At 55.5% G+C, this 17,098-nt stretch carries 16 protein-coding genes, 1 pseudogene and 1 riboswitch; of the genes and pseudogenes, 13 read left to right on the plus strand and 4 right to left on the minus strand.

Going from position 1 to position 17,098, the window contains the following annotated elements; translation table 11 throughout:
* Positions 1–17 precede the first annotated feature (17 nt).
* Positions 18–2,093, minus strand: coding sequence for a methyl-accepting chemotaxis protein (locus MKY86_RS07360; protein ID WP_076083722.1), 2,076 nt, complete (start codon positions 2,091–2,093; stop codon positions 18–20).
* Positions 2,094–2,352: 259 nt separating this feature from the next.
* Here MKY86_RS07360 and MKY86_RS07365 point away from each other — a divergent pair, with 259 nt between their 5' ends.
* The 5 genes from MKY86_RS07365 to MKY86_RS07385 all read left to right on the plus strand — a co-directional run bounded on the left by MKY86_RS07365 (position 2,353) and on the right by MKY86_RS07385 (position 6,728).
* Complete coding sequence (locus tag MKY86_RS07365) at positions 2,353–3,147, plus strand: methyltransferase domain-containing protein (protein ID WP_083685636.1); 795 nt, start codon at positions 2,353–2,355, stop codon at positions 3,145–3,147.
* A 139-nt stretch (positions 3,148–3,286) separates the two neighbouring features.
* Complete coding sequence (locus MKY86_RS07370; RefSeq protein ID WP_076083725.1) at positions 3,287–3,853, plus strand: cob(I)yrinic acid a,c-diamide adenosyltransferase; 567 nt, start codon at positions 3,287–3,289, stop codon at positions 3,851–3,853.
* A complete protein-coding gene (locus MKY86_RS07375; RefSeq protein ID WP_076083728.1) occupies positions 3,850–4,908 on the plus strand; it encodes an RluA family pseudouridine synthase in 1,059 nt (352 codons plus the stop codon). The genes MKY86_RS07370 and MKY86_RS07375 overlap by 4 nt, the downstream gene beginning before the upstream one ends.
* 485 nt (positions 4,909–5,393) lie before the next feature.
* A complete protein-coding gene (locus MKY86_RS07380; protein WP_076083731.1) occupies positions 5,394–5,759 on the plus strand; it encodes an arsenate reductase family protein in 366 nt (121 codons plus the stop codon).
* Between the two features lie 27 nt (positions 5,760–5,786).
* Positions 5,787–6,728 carry a 5'-3' exonuclease gene (locus MKY86_RS07385; protein WP_076083734.1) on the plus strand — a complete coding sequence of 314 codons (942 nt, stop codon included), beginning with the start codon at positions 5,787–5,789 and terminating at the stop codon, positions 6,726–6,728.
* Between the two features lie 43 nt (positions 6,729–6,771).
* Here MKY86_RS07385 and MKY86_RS07390 read toward each other — a convergent pair whose 3' ends face one another.
* Positions 6,772–7,749: a hypothetical protein gene (locus MKY86_RS07390; RefSeq protein WP_340826676.1), complete on the minus strand. Its 978-nt coding sequence runs from the start codon at positions 7,747–7,749 to the stop codon at positions 6,772–6,774.
* On the minus strand, positions 7,746–8,162 hold the full coding sequence (locus tag MKY86_RS07395) for a peptide deformylase (RefSeq protein WP_340826677.1): 417 nt from the start codon (positions 8,160–8,162) through the stop codon (positions 7,746–7,748). Before MKY86_RS07395 ends, MKY86_RS07390 begins: the two co-directional genes overlap by 4 nt.
* A 185-nt stretch (positions 8,163–8,347) precedes the next feature.
* On the opposite strand from MKY86_RS07395, the gene MKY86_RS07400 reads away from it, so the two are divergent.
* The 3 genes from MKY86_RS07400 (at position 8,348) to MKY86_RS07410 (ending at position 10,738) form a co-directional block, all read left to right on the plus strand.
* Positions 8,348–9,841, plus strand: coding sequence for an alpha-N-arabinofuranosidase (locus MKY86_RS07400; RefSeq protein ID WP_076083740.1), 1,494 nt, complete (start codon positions 8,348–8,350; stop codon positions 9,839–9,841).
* Between the two features lie 12 nt (positions 9,842–9,853).
* Positions 9,854–10,129: a DUF6171 family protein gene (locus tag MKY86_RS07405; protein ID WP_076083743.1), complete on the plus strand. Its 276-nt coding sequence runs from the start codon at positions 9,854–9,856 to the stop codon at positions 10,127–10,129.
* A gap of 132 nt (positions 10,130–10,261) precedes the next feature.
* The gene (locus MKY86_RS07410) at positions 10,262–10,738 is read left to right on the plus strand and encodes a hypothetical protein (protein WP_340826678.1); all 477 of its coding nucleotides are present in this window, start codon (positions 10,262–10,264) and stop codon (positions 10,736–10,738) included.
* A 437-nt stretch (positions 10,739–11,175) separates the two neighbouring features.
* Here the strand turns inward: MKY86_RS07410 and MKY86_RS07415 are convergent, their stop codons facing one another.
* Complete coding sequence (locus tag MKY86_RS07415) at positions 11,176–12,108, minus strand: ArsR/SmtB family transcription factor (protein WP_076079751.1); 933 nt, start codon at positions 12,106–12,108, stop codon at positions 11,176–11,178.
* Positions 12,109–12,246: 138 nt separating this feature from the next.
* Positions 12,247–12,440: riboswitch (cobalamin riboswitch) on the plus strand.
* Between the two features lie 288 nt (positions 12,441–12,728).
* On the opposite strand from MKY86_RS07415, the gene MKY86_RS07420 reads away from it, so the two are divergent.
* The 5 genes and pseudogenes from MKY86_RS07420 to cobJ form a co-directional block, all read left to right on the plus strand.
* Positions 12,729–13,493 (plus strand): energy-coupling factor ABC transporter permease, encoded by a 765-nt coding sequence (locus tag MKY86_RS07420; RefSeq protein WP_036722468.1) that lies wholly within the window; start codon positions 12,729–12,731, stop codon positions 13,491–13,493.
* Positions 13,493–13,786 (plus strand): energy-coupling factor ABC transporter substrate-binding protein, encoded by a 294-nt coding sequence (locus tag MKY86_RS07425; RefSeq protein ID WP_036722466.1) that lies wholly within the window; start codon positions 13,493–13,495, stop codon positions 13,784–13,786. The genes MKY86_RS07420 and MKY86_RS07425 overlap by 1 nt, the downstream gene beginning before the upstream one ends.
* Positions 13,783–14,571: a cobalt ECF transporter T component CbiQ gene (gene cbiQ / locus MKY86_RS07430; RefSeq protein WP_076079752.1), complete on the plus strand. Its 789-nt coding sequence runs from the start codon at positions 13,783–13,785 to the stop codon at positions 14,569–14,571. Before MKY86_RS07425 ends, cbiQ begins: the two co-directional genes overlap by 4 nt.
* A gap of 12 nt (positions 14,572–14,583) precedes the next feature.
* Positions 14,584–15,444 carry an energy-coupling factor ABC transporter ATP-binding protein gene (locus MKY86_RS07435; RefSeq protein WP_076079753.1) on the plus strand — a complete coding sequence of 287 codons (861 nt, stop codon included), beginning with the start codon at positions 14,584–14,586 and terminating at the stop codon, positions 15,442–15,444.
* Between the two features lie 14 nt (positions 15,445–15,458).
* Positions 15,459–17,096: pseudogene (gene cobJ, locus MKY86_RS34135) on the plus strand (precorrin-3B C(17)-methyltransferase); the annotation flags it as partial.
* Between the last annotated feature and the right edge of the window lie 2 nt (positions 17,097–17,098).

Genomic DNA, 17,098 nt, shown 5'->3' on the forward strand with positions numbered 1-17,098 from the left:
TTAGAACTGCCTCTCTGTTAGTTTACCTTGAACGTGGCCACTGCCTGCTGCAGCCCATCGGCCATCTTCGCCAGCTCGGTAGAGGCTGCGGCTACCTCCTCCATGGAGGCGAGCTGCTCCTCAGAGGCCGCGGCAGCGCTCTGTGAACGCTCTGCGGCCTGTTTCGCCACTTCAGCCATCTCCGCCACGGAGGAGGTCAACTCCTCGGTTCCGGCCAGCAGCTGCTCGGAGGAAGCAGACATCTCATGAACCTGGGTGTTAATCTCGCCGATGCCGCCGAGAATATCCGTGAACAGACGCCCGGCCTCGCCTACCATCCGCGAGCCTTCCTGAACGGCGCCGGCATTCGCCAGCACCGCATCGGCTGCGGCACGGTTGCCCTGCTGGATCTCAAGAATCAGGGTGCTGATATGCCCGGCGGCTTCGGCCGTCTGCTCGGACAGCTTCTTCACCTCACCGGCCACCACGGAGAAGCCCCGCCCGTATTCGCCTGCTCTGGCGGCCTCAATCGCCGCGTTTAAGGCCAGCATGCCGGTCTGGTCGCTGATGCCTTTGATTAGACCAATGATGTTGCCGATCTGCTGGGACTGTGCGCTAAGAGAGGTAATCATGCTGGAAGCATCTGCGGCGGTCCGCTCCATCTCTTCCATCCGGTCCACCGCCTCCGTAATGACGGAATACCCGTTCTGTGCCTGGCCCGCCGCCCGCCCAGCCGCTGCTGCGGTGTCCATTGAGGCCTCCGCGATCCGCTGCACACCGGCGGCCATCTCCTCCATCGCTCTTGCAGACTCGCGGGTGGACTGCATCTGCTGATCCGCTCCGGCTGAGAGATCCTGAATATTCTCCACAATGGCCTCTGTGGTGTGATTGGTCTGATTGGCACTCGACATTAATTCCTCCGAGGTCGAGGCGACTTGCAGCGAGTGATCGGCAATGGTCCCCAGGAGTCTGCTCAGATTGGTAATCATCTGGTTCAAATGCCCGGCCATATTGCCGAATTCATCCTCACTGTCTACCTCCAGCTTCCCGGTGAAGTCTCCGGCAGCCATCTGCCGGGACATCTCATTGACCCGAGTCAGCTTACGGGTAATATAGCGGCTGTATAGATATACGGCTGCTACCGTCAGGATAAGACCTGCAAAGCTAACCAGCAGAATAGACCTTAGCAGCCCTTTAAGCGGCGCATACAGTTCCTGTTCCGGCATGGCAAGACCCACGGTCCAGCCGGTATCCGGCAGCTTTTCATAATACATCTGGATGGTCCCGCCGGAATCGGCATAGGTGACCATCCCCTGATTCTGCTGAAGCATTTCTGCTCCCGCTGCGGACAGACTTGCGCTTTTTTCATCTGTTATTTTCAGCTGCATATTCTTCTCGGCATCCGTTCCGGCAATGTAATTCCCCTGCTTGTCCAGCAGGAACGCCCAGCCTGTATTCCCCACCTTGGTCTGTTCGATCCTGCTCTGCAGCGTCTTGAGATCGATATCGCCGGCCATGACACCCAGCAAGGTATTCGTGGTATCCCGGAAAGGAACAGTAAACGTAGCCATCGTTGTCCCTGTAATTGTGTCGTAGAATGGATCTGTAAACGCTGCATGGTCTCTGCCGATAGTGTACCAGTTCTGCCCGTGATAATTGTAATCGGGGTCATTGTACTGCTCAGTTGTCACAATTTTGTCGCCGTCTCGGTGGGCATAGGTGGAGAAGTACTTCAGCTTGCTGTCATACCGTCCGGGTTCAAAATAAATGCCCACACCATATGTATCCGGATTGGCCTTCAGCGCACTAGACAGCATGGTACGGTATTGATCCAGTGTGAATTCCGCAGCGCGACTCTCCAGCGTCCTTGCCAGAACCTCGGGAACCTTGCTGTGCACATTTAAGTTCGCATTAATTTCGTTAGAAATATCTGATATCTGCACATTCATTTTTTGCTTAACCTCGCGCTGGATAATGCTTTTGGAATACATGTACGATAACAGAGCGACCAGCACCAGCGTGATCAGAAAGATGGGCAGGATGAATGCAAATGTTCTCATACGTATGCTTTTGAACCGGAGCCTGGAAATCCCCTTGTGAACAACATTAGCCATGTTAATCCCCCCATTAGATAGTGAAGCTATTTATACCTGTATTGAATATCATCGGCTGGAGAACTGATTTTGTTGTTACTTTTTGTCGAAAAAAATAAAATAATGTCGTAAATCCCGAGTCTAAGGGTTACGACTAGAGGCGGAGACGGCGGCAGACCCGGGACTGATGTCCGCTTCCAATTGTAGGCATATAATGAATATTCACGAACATCACAAAGTATGGGCTTGAACCGTACGGTGTCAGGAGAGGAAGATATTCATGCTGCATGATCAGCTGTTGAGAGACCCGAATACATATGAAGAGCTTAAGCTGGTTAGTACGGGGGCGGTCAATCCGGCAAATGGACGGCAGTATCCGTGGAAGCACGGGTATTTGGCTTTTATGGAGGAAGGAGATGCCGCAGGCAGTAACCGGAAGTACCTGGAGCTGTACAACCGGATTGCCCGCTTCTACCGGCTGTCTAACAAGCTGTATTTCGCGCTGAAGTTCGGCGGAGAACGCAGCTATAGAGAGCAGTTCCTGTCTGCGCTTGAGCTGCGCGGCGGTCAGCGTGTGCTGGAGACCTCGGTGGGCAGCGGCGATAATTTCCCGTACCTTAACATGAAGGCCAAGAACGTGAAAACTGGTAACGTGAACGCCGAGCTGTACGGGCTGGATATTTCCAGCGGAATGCTGAAGCAGGCGGTACGCAATCTGCGGCGGTGGAAGCTGGAGGCACAACTGTTCCAGGGGACTGCTGAGAGGCTGCCTTTTCAGGACAACAGCTTTGACTGCGTGTACCATGTCGGCGGAATCAACTGTTTCAGTGATCCGCATGCTGCGGTACTGGAGATGATCCGGGTGGCGAAGCCGGGCACAAGGCTGATGATTGCCGATGAGACGCAGAAGCTGGTGAAGGGAACGTACGGGAAGGTGCCGGTGGTTAAGGGGTATTTTGCAGAGGGAGCGGACTTGCCGGAGATGCTTGGGCTGATTCCGCCGGAGATGCTGGAGGTAGAGTACAAGGAGGTGTGCAAGGGCCTGATGTATTGCATTACTTTTCGTAAGCCATGAAGCGGGTGGAGCAAGTGACAATTAAGGCTTCCTCTTAAGGGAGTTATTTACATAGCGGAAAAGTTGATCTTTGTTTGCCACCCTACCTAAGAACGATTACACTATTACTATGCGATTTGCAACTTAGGAGGGAAGTATCATGGCGATCTATACGCGTACGGGGGATAAGGGGGAGACCTCGGTGATTGGCGGCCGGGTAGGCAAGGACGATGTCCGCGTCGAGGCTTACGGCACCATTGACGAGCTGAACTGCTTCGTTGGCCAGGCACGGAGCCTGATGGAGGACGAGCGGTTTATAGATGTCCGCGAGCAGCTGCTGGAGATTCAGCATGAGCTGTTTGACTGCGGATCGGATCTGGCATTCGTGAAGCTGAGTGAGAACCGCTATAAGGTAAAAAGCGAGATGGCCACCCGCCTGGAAGGCTGGATCGATGCGCTTCAGGCCGAGAATCCGGTGCTGGAGCGCTTCATTCTGCCCGGCGGAAGCCAGCTGTCCTCGGTGCTGCATATCTGCCGGACAGTCTGCCGCCGGGCCGAGCGCCGGGCAGTGACGCTGGGCCGCAGTGCGGAGATTAATCCTGAGGCGGTAATCTATCTGAACCGGCTGTCCGACTATTTCTTCGCTCTGGCCCGTGCCGCCAATACCCGGCTGGAGATTGCTGAAGTAGAATATCTGCGCAGCAAAAAGGTGTTCCGGAACAAATGACCAGCTATTATCCGCCCATCTCCTATACAGTGCCGCCGCTTGAAGACGGCTGGCTGCTCAAAACCATCCTGCAGAAGCGGATGGATGTCTCCCGCAAGCTGCTCTCCCGGCTCAAAATGACGGACCTCGGCATTACACTGAACGGAGAGCGTGTCTATATCAGCGTTAAGGTTAGCACCGGCGATCTAGTGCAGATCCGGATGGAGGAGGAGACCTCAGAGGATATTTTGCCGCAGCCGATTCCTTTCGAGATTCTGTATGAGGACGGGCATCTGCTTGTGGTAAGCAAGGCCGCAGGAATGATTGTCCATCCGACCCACGGCCATTATACCGAGACCCTGGCGAACGGAGTGGTTCATTACTGGGCAGAGAAGGGCGAGCGGGTCCGCTTCCGCCCCGTCCACCGTCTGGACCAGGAGACCTCCGGGGTGCTGGTGATTGCCAAGAACCCGTACAGCCACCAGCACATCTCCGAGCAGATGATCGCCGGAACGGTGGACAAGCGGTATACCGCGTTCGTGCACGGTGTTCCTGCTCTGCCAAGCGGCGATATCGACGGCCCGATCGACCGCGACCCGCTGGAGCCGCACCGGCGGATCGTGACGCCGGACGGCTATCCCTCCTTGACCCGTTATGAGGTCAAGGAGGTCTATGGCAGCGCCGCTTCACGCGTTGAGCTGAAGCTGGAGAGCGGGCGCACCCACCAGATCCGGGTGCATATGGGGTCGGTCGGCTGCCCGCTGATCGGTGACGGGATGTACCGTCACCCGCTGTATGGGCAGGCGGCTGGCGGCCGGGCGGAGGCGTCAGCGCCTGGCGAGGAGCGGCGTGCGGGCGAGCTGGCGGTGACCGCAGACGGCGCGGCGCTGCCGCCGGGCGACGCCGCCCGGCTCGCGCAGGTCGCGGAGCTGGACGCGGCCATTCCGCGCCAGGCGCTGCACGCGGTGCGGCTGGCCTTCCGGCATCCGGTGACGCATGCCGAGCTGGTCTTCGAGGCTCCGCTGCCGCCGGATATGGCGCTGCTGCAGGAGAAGCTCCGGCAGACAGCGCGGTAAGCGCTGGGCATGTCCAGACCGCAGCTGCCATCTGCAGCAGCTTGCAGCTTGGTTGTTACAGCCGGAGGAATGTGCTAAGCTGCATGCAGCATTTTACATGCTACGCCCGCTCATACAGTAACCTTCCTGACGCCGCTGGAGCACAACAGCAGGTAAATAAGTGCCAGGCTGCACTTATTTTCAGCTATATGACGGCTCCGCAGCAAGCAAGTGGAAAAAGTACAACTAAAATTGCCCTAAACTCCGCAAAGTAACAATTTTTCCCGATTTAAATGCCTGAAATCCAACTATTTCCTCCCACGATGCGAATTTGGAAGGAATAGTTGTACAATTTCCACCTACTGAGGTCGGTCGTGATGTCAATCGTATTGCCGGTCGGGAAAAGCCACCGTTATGCAGACGACCCAATCAACCATATAAGCAGCAGTGACGACCTGTAGGACTAGCATCACTGCTGCACTTTATAATAGAAGAAGGAGAAGCCGATGAGTGACTTGAAGGTGTACCAATATCCGAAATGCAGCACCTGCCGCAGCGCAGTAAAATGGCTGAAGGAAGCAGGGCATGAGCTGGAGCTGCAGCATATCGCAGAGCAGCCCCCAACCGTGGAGGAGCTGCGCGAACTGGTGAAGCACAGCGGGCTGCCGCTGAAGAAGTTTTTTAATACAAGTGGTGAGGTCTACCGGGAGCTTGGCCTGAAGGATAAGCTTGCAGACTTAAGCGAAGACGAGCAGCTTGCGCTGCTGTCCGCACATGGGATGCTGATTAAGCGTCCGGTAGTCACTGACGGCAAGAAGGTTACGGTAGGCTACAAGGAAGACCAGTACGCCGAAGCTTGGAGCAACGCCTAAATTAAGGAATACAAGGAGAGGTTACACATGAGCACAGCAACAGAAATGAAGGGCCGGGTCATGATCGTCGATGGAATGGCTCTGCTGTTCCGCGCTTTTTATGCTACCTCTTATGGTGGATATATCCGCAAGACCCGTGCCGGACTGCCGACGAATGCGGTGTATGGATTTTTGCAGTATTTTTTCGACGCGGTGAGTACGTTTGAGCCTTCACATGTGGTCTGCTGCTGGGATATGGGCAAGGGCACGTTCCGCTCGGAGAAGTATGAATGCTACAAATCGAACCGTATTGACGCTCCGCTGGAGCTGATCCCGCAGTTCGACCTCGTGAAGGAGGTTGTGGCAGAGCTGGGCGTGCCGAATATCGGGCTGGCCGGGTACGAGGCAGATGACTGCATTGGTACACTGGCTTCGTGCTACAGCGGGGAGTCGGAGGTCTACATTCTAACGGGGGACCACGACATGCTCCAGCTGGTGAATGACAGCGTCAAGGTCGTGATTATGAAAAAAGGCCGCTCTAACTATAAAGTGTATGATCCGGCTGAGCTTTTGGCAGAACGGGGCCTCACTCCTGCGCAGGTGATCGACCTGAAGGGCTTTATGGGCGACACCAGCGATAATTATCCCGGCGTGAAGGGCATAGGCGAGAAGACGGCCACCAAGCTGCTGACCGAATACGGCACGGTAGAAGGGGTCATTGAGAACCTGCATCTGCTGCCCAAGGGCGTACGCGCCAAGATTGAAGCGGATCTCGACATGCTGCATCTCTCCCGGGAGCTGGCGGAGATCCGCTGTGATGTGCCGGTAGTCTGCGAGCTGGCCGAATGTCTCTGGGAGCTGCAGCGGGATACGGCGGCACGCAAGTTCCAGGAGCTGGAGTTCGGCAGCCTGATGCATCTGATCGGCGGAATCGCCGAGGTGCGGGATGACCGGGGGATCGTGCAGATTGAGCTGGGAGATCTGGGCTGAGGCCGGAATAGACAGCAAACCAAACAAGACAGTAGATACTCACCTATCGTGAGTGTGTACTGTCTTGTTTGCGTGTGAAGAGATAGACCGCATTGTCCTCAGAGGGCGGCACAAGCAGGCGGGATAATTCCTCATTCAGCTCCATGCTGAAATGCTTAGCCTTATCATACGCGTCGAAGTCACCGGTGATCGCCGGGTCTCTTGTGCCGATTACAATATACGACTCTACAGATTCCGTATTAAAAACATGTTTCTCGTACGGGTTGCCGGGCACCGGCCAGGAACAAAGTACAACCTTAGGAGCGTATTTGCTCAGAGCGGCTTTGGCATCGGCTTTTTCCACAAAATCCGGGTAGGTGATATAATGCGCCCAGCTATAATCATCAGTTGCCCGGCAGGCTGTGCCGTTATCGTTCAGGAATCTCGTCAAGGTACCGTCACCCGCACCGATCTCCAGGCACTCCTTGTCTCCTATCAGAGCGGACAAGCGCTTGATTAACGTACGGGAATAGAAACAGTAGATCCCTTGTTTATTGACAAGCGGCATCAGCATTTTGGGGCGGATAATCAGCTTCCAGCATACCCGGAACAGAGGGAGCGATACGGGCTTCCGTACAAGCTTTTCCTTGAACAGGAGCTTCTGCAGAATATAACCGTCCCAGAGATTGAACCGGACAGGCCCGGAGACTGATTCGGTGGACACCGTGAGTTGCAGCTGTTCAATCAGATAAATGGCGAAGCGGGCTTTAATAATATTAGGAAGAAAAGCGTTAATGGTGGTTTGATTAAAGCCGCTTTTGACAATTTTGCTCTTCGCTATTTTGGCGCTGCTTGTATAGCTGGCGAGTAAATGTTGGATCAGCTTGGCGCGTTTTTGGCTCGATAGGGCATTGATCTCAAGCAGCACTTCTTCCTTGTACTCCGGATATTCTGACAAAAGCGTGCGGGTATCGGTCTCATTCCTCAGAATTTGCTCGGCGGCCGTCTTACTGAAGGTTAGCGCTCTCAGGTCCCGGCTCAAATGACAATACCCTCGCAGTGATCCACCTCATGCTGGATAACCTGCGCTGTAAATCCGGTAAAGCTATCCCGGTGCTTTTTAAAATTATAATCGAGGTATTCTACCTCAATGTAGTCGTACCGTTTCGTTGGGCGTACGCCTTCAAGCGACAGGCAGCCTTCCTCAGTGTCATAAGGACGGGTGCGCTTAACGATCACCGGATTGATCATCGAAAGGGTCAGCTGCTGCTCCACGCGGATGGCAATGATGCGTTTGTTGACGCCAATCATGTCCGCAGCCATGCCGACGCACCGGTCGGAGTTGGCGTTCAGGGTCTCCACAAGATCCATTAACACGGGCAGATCCTTTTCCGTGGCCGGCGCAGATTTCTGGCTAAGAAGCGATATATCTTTATTGATAGGTCTAATCATCATACTCTCCAATTATGCTGTATTTGTGTGTCCATAATATCATTTTTGGCGGGGAAGTGAAATGCGGGAATGCGGGAGGGGCTGCTTAAGATAAAGATTGACGAACTAGAGGAAGCTTGATTATAATGTTAATATAAGTGTTAAATGATTAACAAATATATTAATCTAAAGAGGAGCGTTAACTTCCCATGGCAGAACGCATTGTACTGAACACCGACATCCGCAAAGGTAAGATTGACCGCAACATCTACGGACATTTCGCTGAGCATCTTGGACGCTGTATCTATGAAGGCATCTGGGTGGGCGAAGATTCCCCTATTCCGAACACCAAGGGTATCCGCAACGACGTAGTGGAAGCGCTTAAGGAAATGAAAATTCCGGTACTTCGCTGGCCGGGCGGCTGCTTCGCCGATGAATACCACTGGAAGGACGGTATCGGCCCGAGCGAAGAGCGCAAGCGGATGATCAACACACACTGGGGCGGCGCGGTAGAGAACAACCATTTCGGTACACATGAATTCATGCTCCTCTGCGAGATGCTGGGCTGCGAGCCGTACATCAACGGTAACGTAGGTAGCGGAACTGTTCAAGAGATGTCCGAGTGGGTGGAATATCTGACCTTCAACGGAGTCTCGCCAATGGCTGAGCTGCGTCAGAAGAACGGCCAGGAAGAGGCCTGGAGCGTTAAGTATTTCGGCGTGGGCAACGAGAACTGGGGCTGTGGCGGTAACATGCGTCCTGAGTTCTATGCTGATCTGTACCGCCAATATCAGACGTATGTACGTAACTATGGAGACAACAAGATCCACCGGATCGCCTGCGGTGCGAATTCGGATGATTATAACTGGACGGAAGTGCTGATGCGGGAAGCTACCCGCTTCATGGATTCGATTACCCTGCACTATTACACCCTGCCTAATTCGGACTGGAATCATAAGGGCGCGGCTACAGGCTTCGGAACAGACGAATACTTCACAACGTTGAAGAAGGCACTATTCATGGATGAGCTGGTTACCCGCCATATCGCCATCATGGACAAATACGATCCGGAGAAAAGAGTCGGCCTGATCGTTGACGAGTGGGGCACCTGGTATGATGTTGAGCCGGGTACGAACCCGGGCTTCCTCTACCAGCAGAACACGATCCGCGATGCGCTGGTGGCCGGCTTGACGCTGAATATTTTCCACAAGCACAGTGACCGTGTACGGATGGCGAACATTGCCCAGACCGTGAACGTGCTGCAGGCAGTTATTCTGACCGAAGGCGAGAAAATGCTCCTGACTCCTACTTACCATGTATTCAACATGTACAAGGTGCATCAAGATGCAGAATTGCTGGAGCTGACTGTAGACAGCCCGGTATACAGCTATGAAGGCGTAGAGATTCCTGAAGTATCGGCTTCGGCTTCAGTCAATGCTGAGGGCATCATTCATGTCAGCCTGTGTAACCTGAATCACGCGTCATCGGCTGTGTTACCGCTTGCCCTGCGCGGATTGGCTGGTCAAGCATCTGTAAGCGGAACAACGCTGGCCGGAGCTTCCATCGATGCCCACAATAGCTTTGAGCAGCCGGAAGCTGTAACACCGCAGGCATTCAGCGCCTTCAAGCTTGAAGGGGATACGCTGACTGTAGAGCTGCCGCCAATGTCGGTAACGGTACTGGCCATCACTCCACAAGCCTAAGGAGAGAACCGGATGACAACCACTTCAGCCTGCAAAGGATGCCGGGAGGAGTACAAGGTCACGGAAGCACAGATTGCCCGCATTCTGGCGTCCTCCATGTTCAATCCCGGTAATTCGGCTTCCGATGAGGTCTATGCCGAGCGGCTTGCGCTTTGCGGGGCTTGCCCCAAGCTGCAGGATGGTGTGACCTGTACCGCCTGCGGCTGTATCATCCCTGTCGTGGCCCGGCTGAAGGCCCGTAGCTGTCCGCTGCCGGGCGGCGGAAAGTGGCAGCCGGTGACGGAATGACGGCCCACGCCTAACGGCAAGGAGCCAGGCGAAAAGATAGGCTAGAAGCCGCTCTTGCCATAAGAGACGGACCGATCACCGATAGCCCCTCCAACCTGCACAATGCGGCGGTTGGAGGGGCTTTTTTGCGTTGTGGAGGAGAGGGGGCTGGATGAGGAGATGAGAGGGATAAATCCCTCTAATGCAGCGGGAAGCGGGCTGGATGAGGAAAAGAGAGGGATAAATCCCTCTAATGCGGCGGGAAGCGGGCTGGAGGAGGAAAAGAGAGGGATAAATCCCTCTAATGCGGCGGGAAGTGGGCTGGGTGAGGAAAAGAGAGGGATAAATCCCTCTAATGCGGCGGGAAGTGGGCTTGAAGAAGAAATGAGATGTATAAATCCCTCTAATGCGGCGGAAAGTGGGCTGGATGAGGAAAAGAGAGGGATAAATCCCTCTAATGCGGCGGGAAGTGGGCTGGAGGAGGAAAAGAGAGGGATAAATCTCTCATATGCGGTGGAAAGTGGGCTGGAGGAGGAAATGAGAGGGATAAATCCCATTAGTGCGGTTAGAAGTTGGATGGATGTTGCGAGGGGCATTAGTGCCCCTGAATTTGCTGAAAGTGAGCGTTGAGCAGAAATGAAGAGCACTAATGCCCCTGAATTTGCTGAAAGTGAGCGTTGAGCAGAAATGAAGAGCACTAATGCCCCTGAATTTGCCGAAAGTGAGCGTTGAGCAGAAATGAAGAGCACTAATGCACCTGAATCTGCCGAAAGTGAGCGTTGAGCGGAAATGAAGAGCACTAATGCACCTGAATCGGCCGAAAGTGGGCGTTAAGCAGAAATGAGGAGTATTAGCTCTAAAAGTAGCTGAAACGAAAACTAACCTAATTAGTCTAACTAATCTAACTAATCTATCTCTCCTACCTACCTACCTACCTACCTACCTACCTACCTACCTACCTACCTACCTACCTACCTACCTACCTACCTACCTACCTACCTACCTACCTACCTACCTACCTACCTACCTACCTACCTACCTACCTTCTACACACCCTAATCTGGCTTTCATATAGAACCCGGCAAATCTGCCACACCATCCGTATAAAACAGCTCAAACACCAGATCCTCGTTGTAATTGCCGAAGCCTTTACCGAACAGGGTGAGGCCGCCGATGTGCTCGGCATCCTCCTCGACAGAGAGCCGGAAGGTCCATTGTTTGTTGCGGATGCCTACCTGATCCAGGGTGACCTCCGACAGCTTTTGCCCATCCATGAAAGTGCCCGTCTGCGTAATCCGCAGCTGCTTGAGCAGGCCGTATTGATTGGTGAGTGCAGGCCACCAGGCCGGGGTGTATTTTCCCGGATTATCTCCGTAGTCACCGGGGCTGGTCCAGAAGCCGAGCGATTGTCCGTTCAGCGTGAAGGTAATATCCGACGGCCAGTTGTTGTTGACGGACGGGGCTTCGGAGGCGATCTCCATCGTGATGGCAAGCTCCTCCGGCTGCTGGCTCGACAGCAGGAAATTCGGGATTTTATACTCGACGAACCCCTTGCCGAACCAGAGAATCCCGGCGTTCACGCGCTCCTGGTCCCAGAAATAACGGGGATCGTCAAAGTGTCCGATGACCCTCTCCGTCGTAGACAGTCCACAAGTAGGCTCGATCTGGAAGTCGGAATAATGCCCCACCGGAATGTCCTTGCGGTACCCTCTGCGCGGAGTCCGGGCCTGTCCCGGAAAAACAATTTCTGCCCCGTCGGCGGCCAGTGTGCAGATCTTCTGCAGACCGCTTTTGCCGGGAGCCATATGGCTGCGGATCAGCCCGGCGGCTTCGAGCTTGCGCACATGCATGGTCATAATCGCACTGCTGAGCTTGAGGGCTGCGGCCAGTTCCTTCACGTTCATGGGCTTCTCGGACAGCAGCCGCAGCATGTGCAGGCGCACGGTACTGGACAGTGCCTCGTACACGGGCAGGGATTGTTCGGTTAGATCAAGTTTCATCGGATGCCTCCACGTTCAGGTTATATAGTTAATAATTATATTACTCAAATAAAATTTCTACAAGCCATGATTGGCTGAAGGCAGCTTTTCCAATTTATATCACAGACACGCTGAGCCGAGTCCGCTATGATGTGAGATGAATTAGCGATGAAACAAGGTGCTCTTGCCGGAAGCGGCAAGGGATAACAGGGAATCGGGTGCAACTCCCGAGCGGTCCCGCCACTGTATGGAAGAGCTGCACTTCATGAGGTCACTCGGGAAGCCCCGGGGAAGACGAAGTCTGCGGCGCCTGTATTCCAAGCCAGGAGACCTACCTTGTCGACGCACACCACGACTCTACGCGGATAGGAGCGGTGTACGGATAGGTTAATGAGAAGAGGCGTTCTGCCCTGATGGACCGGAGGAATCTTGGAATCTTAGAGATGACACCCGGCTTACAGCTGCGGGATACAAGGGGACACGGCCCATAGTGATGGGACGATGAGAAGCACCTTGTTTCGCTTGGCAGCGGCTGCGCGCTCTATCGAACTTGCCTGCGTACATACACTCCCACCCTTTAGGGTGGGTTTTTTGGGCTTTATGATCTGTAATGGGAAATCAACAAACATGGAGGGTGACAAATGAAAAAGCACAGATGGTGGAGCTTTGCGGCACTGGTTGCCGGATTTACGGTGTACTTTATGCTGAACGAACCGGGGACGGCCCGGGCGATGCACATTATGGAAGGATTCCTGCCGGTTGGCTGGGCGGTGTTCTGGTGGGCGGCGTTTATCCCGTTCTTTGTCCTTGGAATCTTCAAGCTGAGAGCCATGACCCGGGAGAATCCGGAGCTGAAGCTGCTGCTGGGTCTGGCCGGGGCGTTTACCTTCGTACTGTCTGCGCTCAAAATGCCTTCCGTGACCGGAAGCAGCTCCCACCCCACCGGTACCGGACTAGGTGCGGTAATGCTGGGGCCGCTGCCCATGAGCGTAATCGGCTCGATTGTCCTGCTGTTTCAAGCGCTGCTGCTGGCGCACGGGGGGATTACTACGCTCGGGGCCAATGCGTTCTCGATGGCGGTGGCGGGTCCTTTTGCCGGCTATGCAGTGTATAAGCTGATGATGAAAATGCCGGACCGCGAGAAGCTGGCCTTGTTCTGTGCGGCTGCGGTGGCTGATCTGAGTACGTACGTAGTGACTTCCTTCCAACTGGCGGTGGCTTTTCCGGCGGCGGATGGCGGCGTGCTGGCATCTTTTCTCAAATTCGGGGGCATCTTTGCCGTGACGCAAATCCCGCTGGCCATCAGTGAAGGGCTGTTGACGGTACTGCTCTGGAACTGGCTGAAATCGTATAGCCCGAATGAATTGTCGCTTCTGAAACGCAAGGTGAACGGAGGAAGAGCCTAATGAGCAATAAATGGAAAAATGGGTTGATGCTGCTGGTTGTTATTCTGCTGGTCATTCTGCCGCTGCTGCTGGTTAATGGGGAATTCGGCGGGGCCGATGATGCGGCTGAAGGTGTGATTACCGAAATGAATCCTGACTATAAGCCGTGGTTCAAGCCGCTGACCGAGCTGCCGGGTGAGACGGAGAGTATGCTGTTTGCATTGCAGGCCGCGATTGGTGCCGGTGTAATCGGTTATACCCTGGGGCTGCTCAAGGGCAAGCAAGGCGGGACGAAGCAGCATAGCAGCAAGTGATCCGGCGGATTGACGTTCTCTCCTACAATAATGCTCTGCGCCAGTTGTCCCCGATGTGGAAAAGCTCGTTCGCAGCCCTGATGTTCCTGCTCTCTTACACCGTACATCCGGTACTACAGGCTGCAATTACCCTATGGATGATGTCCTGGTGTATATTGCAGGCCCGAATTCCCTTGCGTGCTTATGGCATGCTGTTCGGCACAGCGCTGCTGTTCTATGCGCTTAGCGTACCGGCGCTGCTCGTGGAATTCGGGCATCCGGCTGCGGGAGAGGCAGGGATATTCCCGCTTCCGGGACTGAACCTGCCGGTATATGTCACAGCAGCGGGACTTCAGCGGGCAGGGGAGCTGCTGGCCAGAATCTCTGCCTGCATGAGCTGTTTCTTCTTCCTGATGTTTACGACTCCGTTCAGTGAGCTTTTGCAGGTGCTGCGCAGGCTGCGGATGCCGCAGATTGTCCTGGAGCTGATGCTGATTATGTACCGCTTCTTATTCCTGCTGAGTGATGCAGCGCATGGTCTGCTACTGGCCCGCAGGCTGCGCGGAGGCCGCCGGGGCTACAAGGCCAGAATGCGGGAGACTGCGGCTATGGCAGGAGCGTTGTTCGGCAACACGATGCACCGGTATTACGGATTATCGCAGGGGCTGCTGGCCCGCGGATTCACAGATGAGATTATTCTCCCGCCTTATACGGCGCGTCCTGTGCCGCGGCGCTATACAATCCAGGCTTATGCCGGTATTGCGCTACTGCTGCTGGCTGAGGCGTACTTTATCACTAACACATGAAAGGAGTCACCCATGGATCAGGAATCTAGCTTGGCTTGTGACGGAGTGGTGTTCCATTACCCGGATACGAAGGAGCCTGCCCTGCATGAACTGACGTTCTCCATCCCCGCAGGCAGCAAGACGGCGGTGCTCGGTCATAACGGTTCGGGCAAATCGACGCTGTTCCTGCATGCCGTCGGCATTCTGCGCCCGCAGCAGGGGACGGTTGTGCAAGGAGGGAAGGCGTTATCCTACTCCAAAAAAGAGCTGGCCGCTCTGCGGCGGAAAGTGGGCCTGGTCTTCCAGGACCCCGAGCAGCAGCTGATCCTCAGCACTCCGCTGGAGGATGTGTCGTTCGGGCTGCGCGGCAGCGGCATGGCTGAACCGGCTATCGCTGCGCGCTGCCGGGAGGTCATGGAGCTGCTGAATCTATCCGGTCTGGGCGATAAACCGATTCACCAGCTTAGTCTGGGCCAGAAGAAACGCACGGCACTCGCCGGTGTACTGGCTATGGAGCCGGAGCTGATTCTATTGGATGAGCCAACCTCGTATCTGGACCCGTTATCGGAAACGCAGATGCTGAAGGGGCTTGAAGCCATACATGATAAAGGGACAACCGTAGTTATGGCTACGCATGATATGGACCTGGCCTACCGCTGGGCGGACTGGATTATTGTGCTGGAGCATGGAAGATGCCGGGCGGCGGGGACGCCGGAGGAGATTTTTGCGGGACGGGAAGAGCTATTGTCCATCGGGCTGGGACTGCCGCTGCTGGCTGACTTATGGTTCAGCCTGCCTGCCAGCTTGACCGCAGGGCAGAGCGCTCCCCGCACCGCCGGAGAATTCAAGGTGAAGCTGTATAAGCTGCTTGCGCTTAACCACAGCTATTCATGAACGGGGGAAGAAGAATGAAGAAACAAGGAAAGCTGCTGATTATCGGCTTCGGCCCCGGAGCGCTGGAGCATATTACCGGCCGCGCACTGGCTGCGCTGGATGAGAGTGAGGCGGTCATCGGCTATACCACTTATGTAGATCTGATCAGACCGCTGCTGCGGCATCAGGAGATTGTCGGCACGGGAATGACCGAGGAGGTCAGCCGGGCCCAGGAGGCCGTCCGCAGAGCAGAAGAAGGGCAGACAATTGCGGTAATCTCCAGCGGCGATGCCGGTGTCTACGGAATGGCCGGGCTGGTCTACGAGGTGCTGATCGAACGCGGCTGGAACCGCTCAGAGGGGGTACAGGTGGAGGTGATCCCGGGAATCTCGGCGATCCAGTCCTGTTCCTCGCTGCTTGGAGCGCCGATTATGCATGATTCCTGCACGATCAGCCTGAGCGATCATCTTACGCCCTGGGAGAGCATTGCTGCGCGCGTGGAAGCAGCGGGGGCGGCAGATTTCGTCATTGCGTTCTATAATCCGCGCAGCGGCAGACGGACGCGCCAGATTGAAGAAGCGCGGGGCATTCTGCTCCGTTACCGTGATCCGGCTACCCCGGTAGGCATTGTCAAAAGCGCCTATCGTGACCGCCAGCAGACGGTCATAACGACGCTGCAGGAGATGCTGGAGCATGAGATCGGCATGCTCTCAACCGTAGTGGTCGGCAACTCTGCTACCGTTGTCTATGAGGATCTTATGATTACGCCGCGCGGATATGAGCGCAAGTACAGTCTCGGGGCACAGACGCAGACGCTGAAGCCGCACGAGCGGCTGCGCACAGCCGCAGAGCCGTGGTCGCTGGCTGCGGCGGAGTCCGGGCAGGCAGAGGGGGCAGCTGGAGCTGGAGCGGCACAAGCTGTGGATGCGGGGAGAGAAGCCGCTGTTGCAGGAAGGGAAGCTGCTGTATCAGGAAGAGAAGCGGAATCAGTGAGAATGGAAGAGGCTGCTGCGCAGAGCCTGGCTGCTGCTCCGCAGGTGGAGCGGCTGCGGAGCTTGTCCGGTCGCCTGAAGGCATCAACCGATTCTTCCTTCGAGCTGGGGATTGCTCCCGTAACCGGCAGCCGCAGCTTCAGCGGCGATCAGATGAAGCTGCTGGCTGAGCTTGCAGGCAGCGATGGGCAATTGATCTATACGAAGGACGGATATTTCCTGCTGCGCGGCAGCCGGAATGAAGAGGCAGAGGCAGGAGCAAGGCTGCTGGAGGCCGGACTGAATGTAAGTACACCTGGAGATTACGTGAAGGTGAAGACCTGCGGATTCTGTGAGCTGCGCAGAAGCGGAGCGTTAAGTGCTGCTGTCCGGCTCCACACCCTGCTGCATGGAATGGCTGTGCCCAGAGAGCTGCACATCAGTGTAGCCGGCTGCGGGATGGCTTGCAGCTCCGCTGTGCTGGATGATATCGGACTGGTAATGTCGCGCGGCAGCTATGAGTTGTATCTCGGCGGCAAGAAGGCCGGGCGGGGTGCCCATGCAGGGATTTTGGTGCGTGAAGGGATGGACGAAGAGCAAGCGGTAGCCGCTGTAGCTGCCGCAGTTGAGGACTACAGGGCTCATGGCCGGGAGCAGGAGCGGTATCATGCGTTCCGGGAACGGATGGACAGCGCAACAGGGAG

The sequence above is a fragment of the Paenibacillus sp. FSL R7-0333 genome (assembly GCF_038000365.1).
GTDB lineage: Bacteria > Bacillota > Bacilli > Paenibacillales > Paenibacillaceae > Paenibacillus_AQ > Paenibacillus_AQ silagei.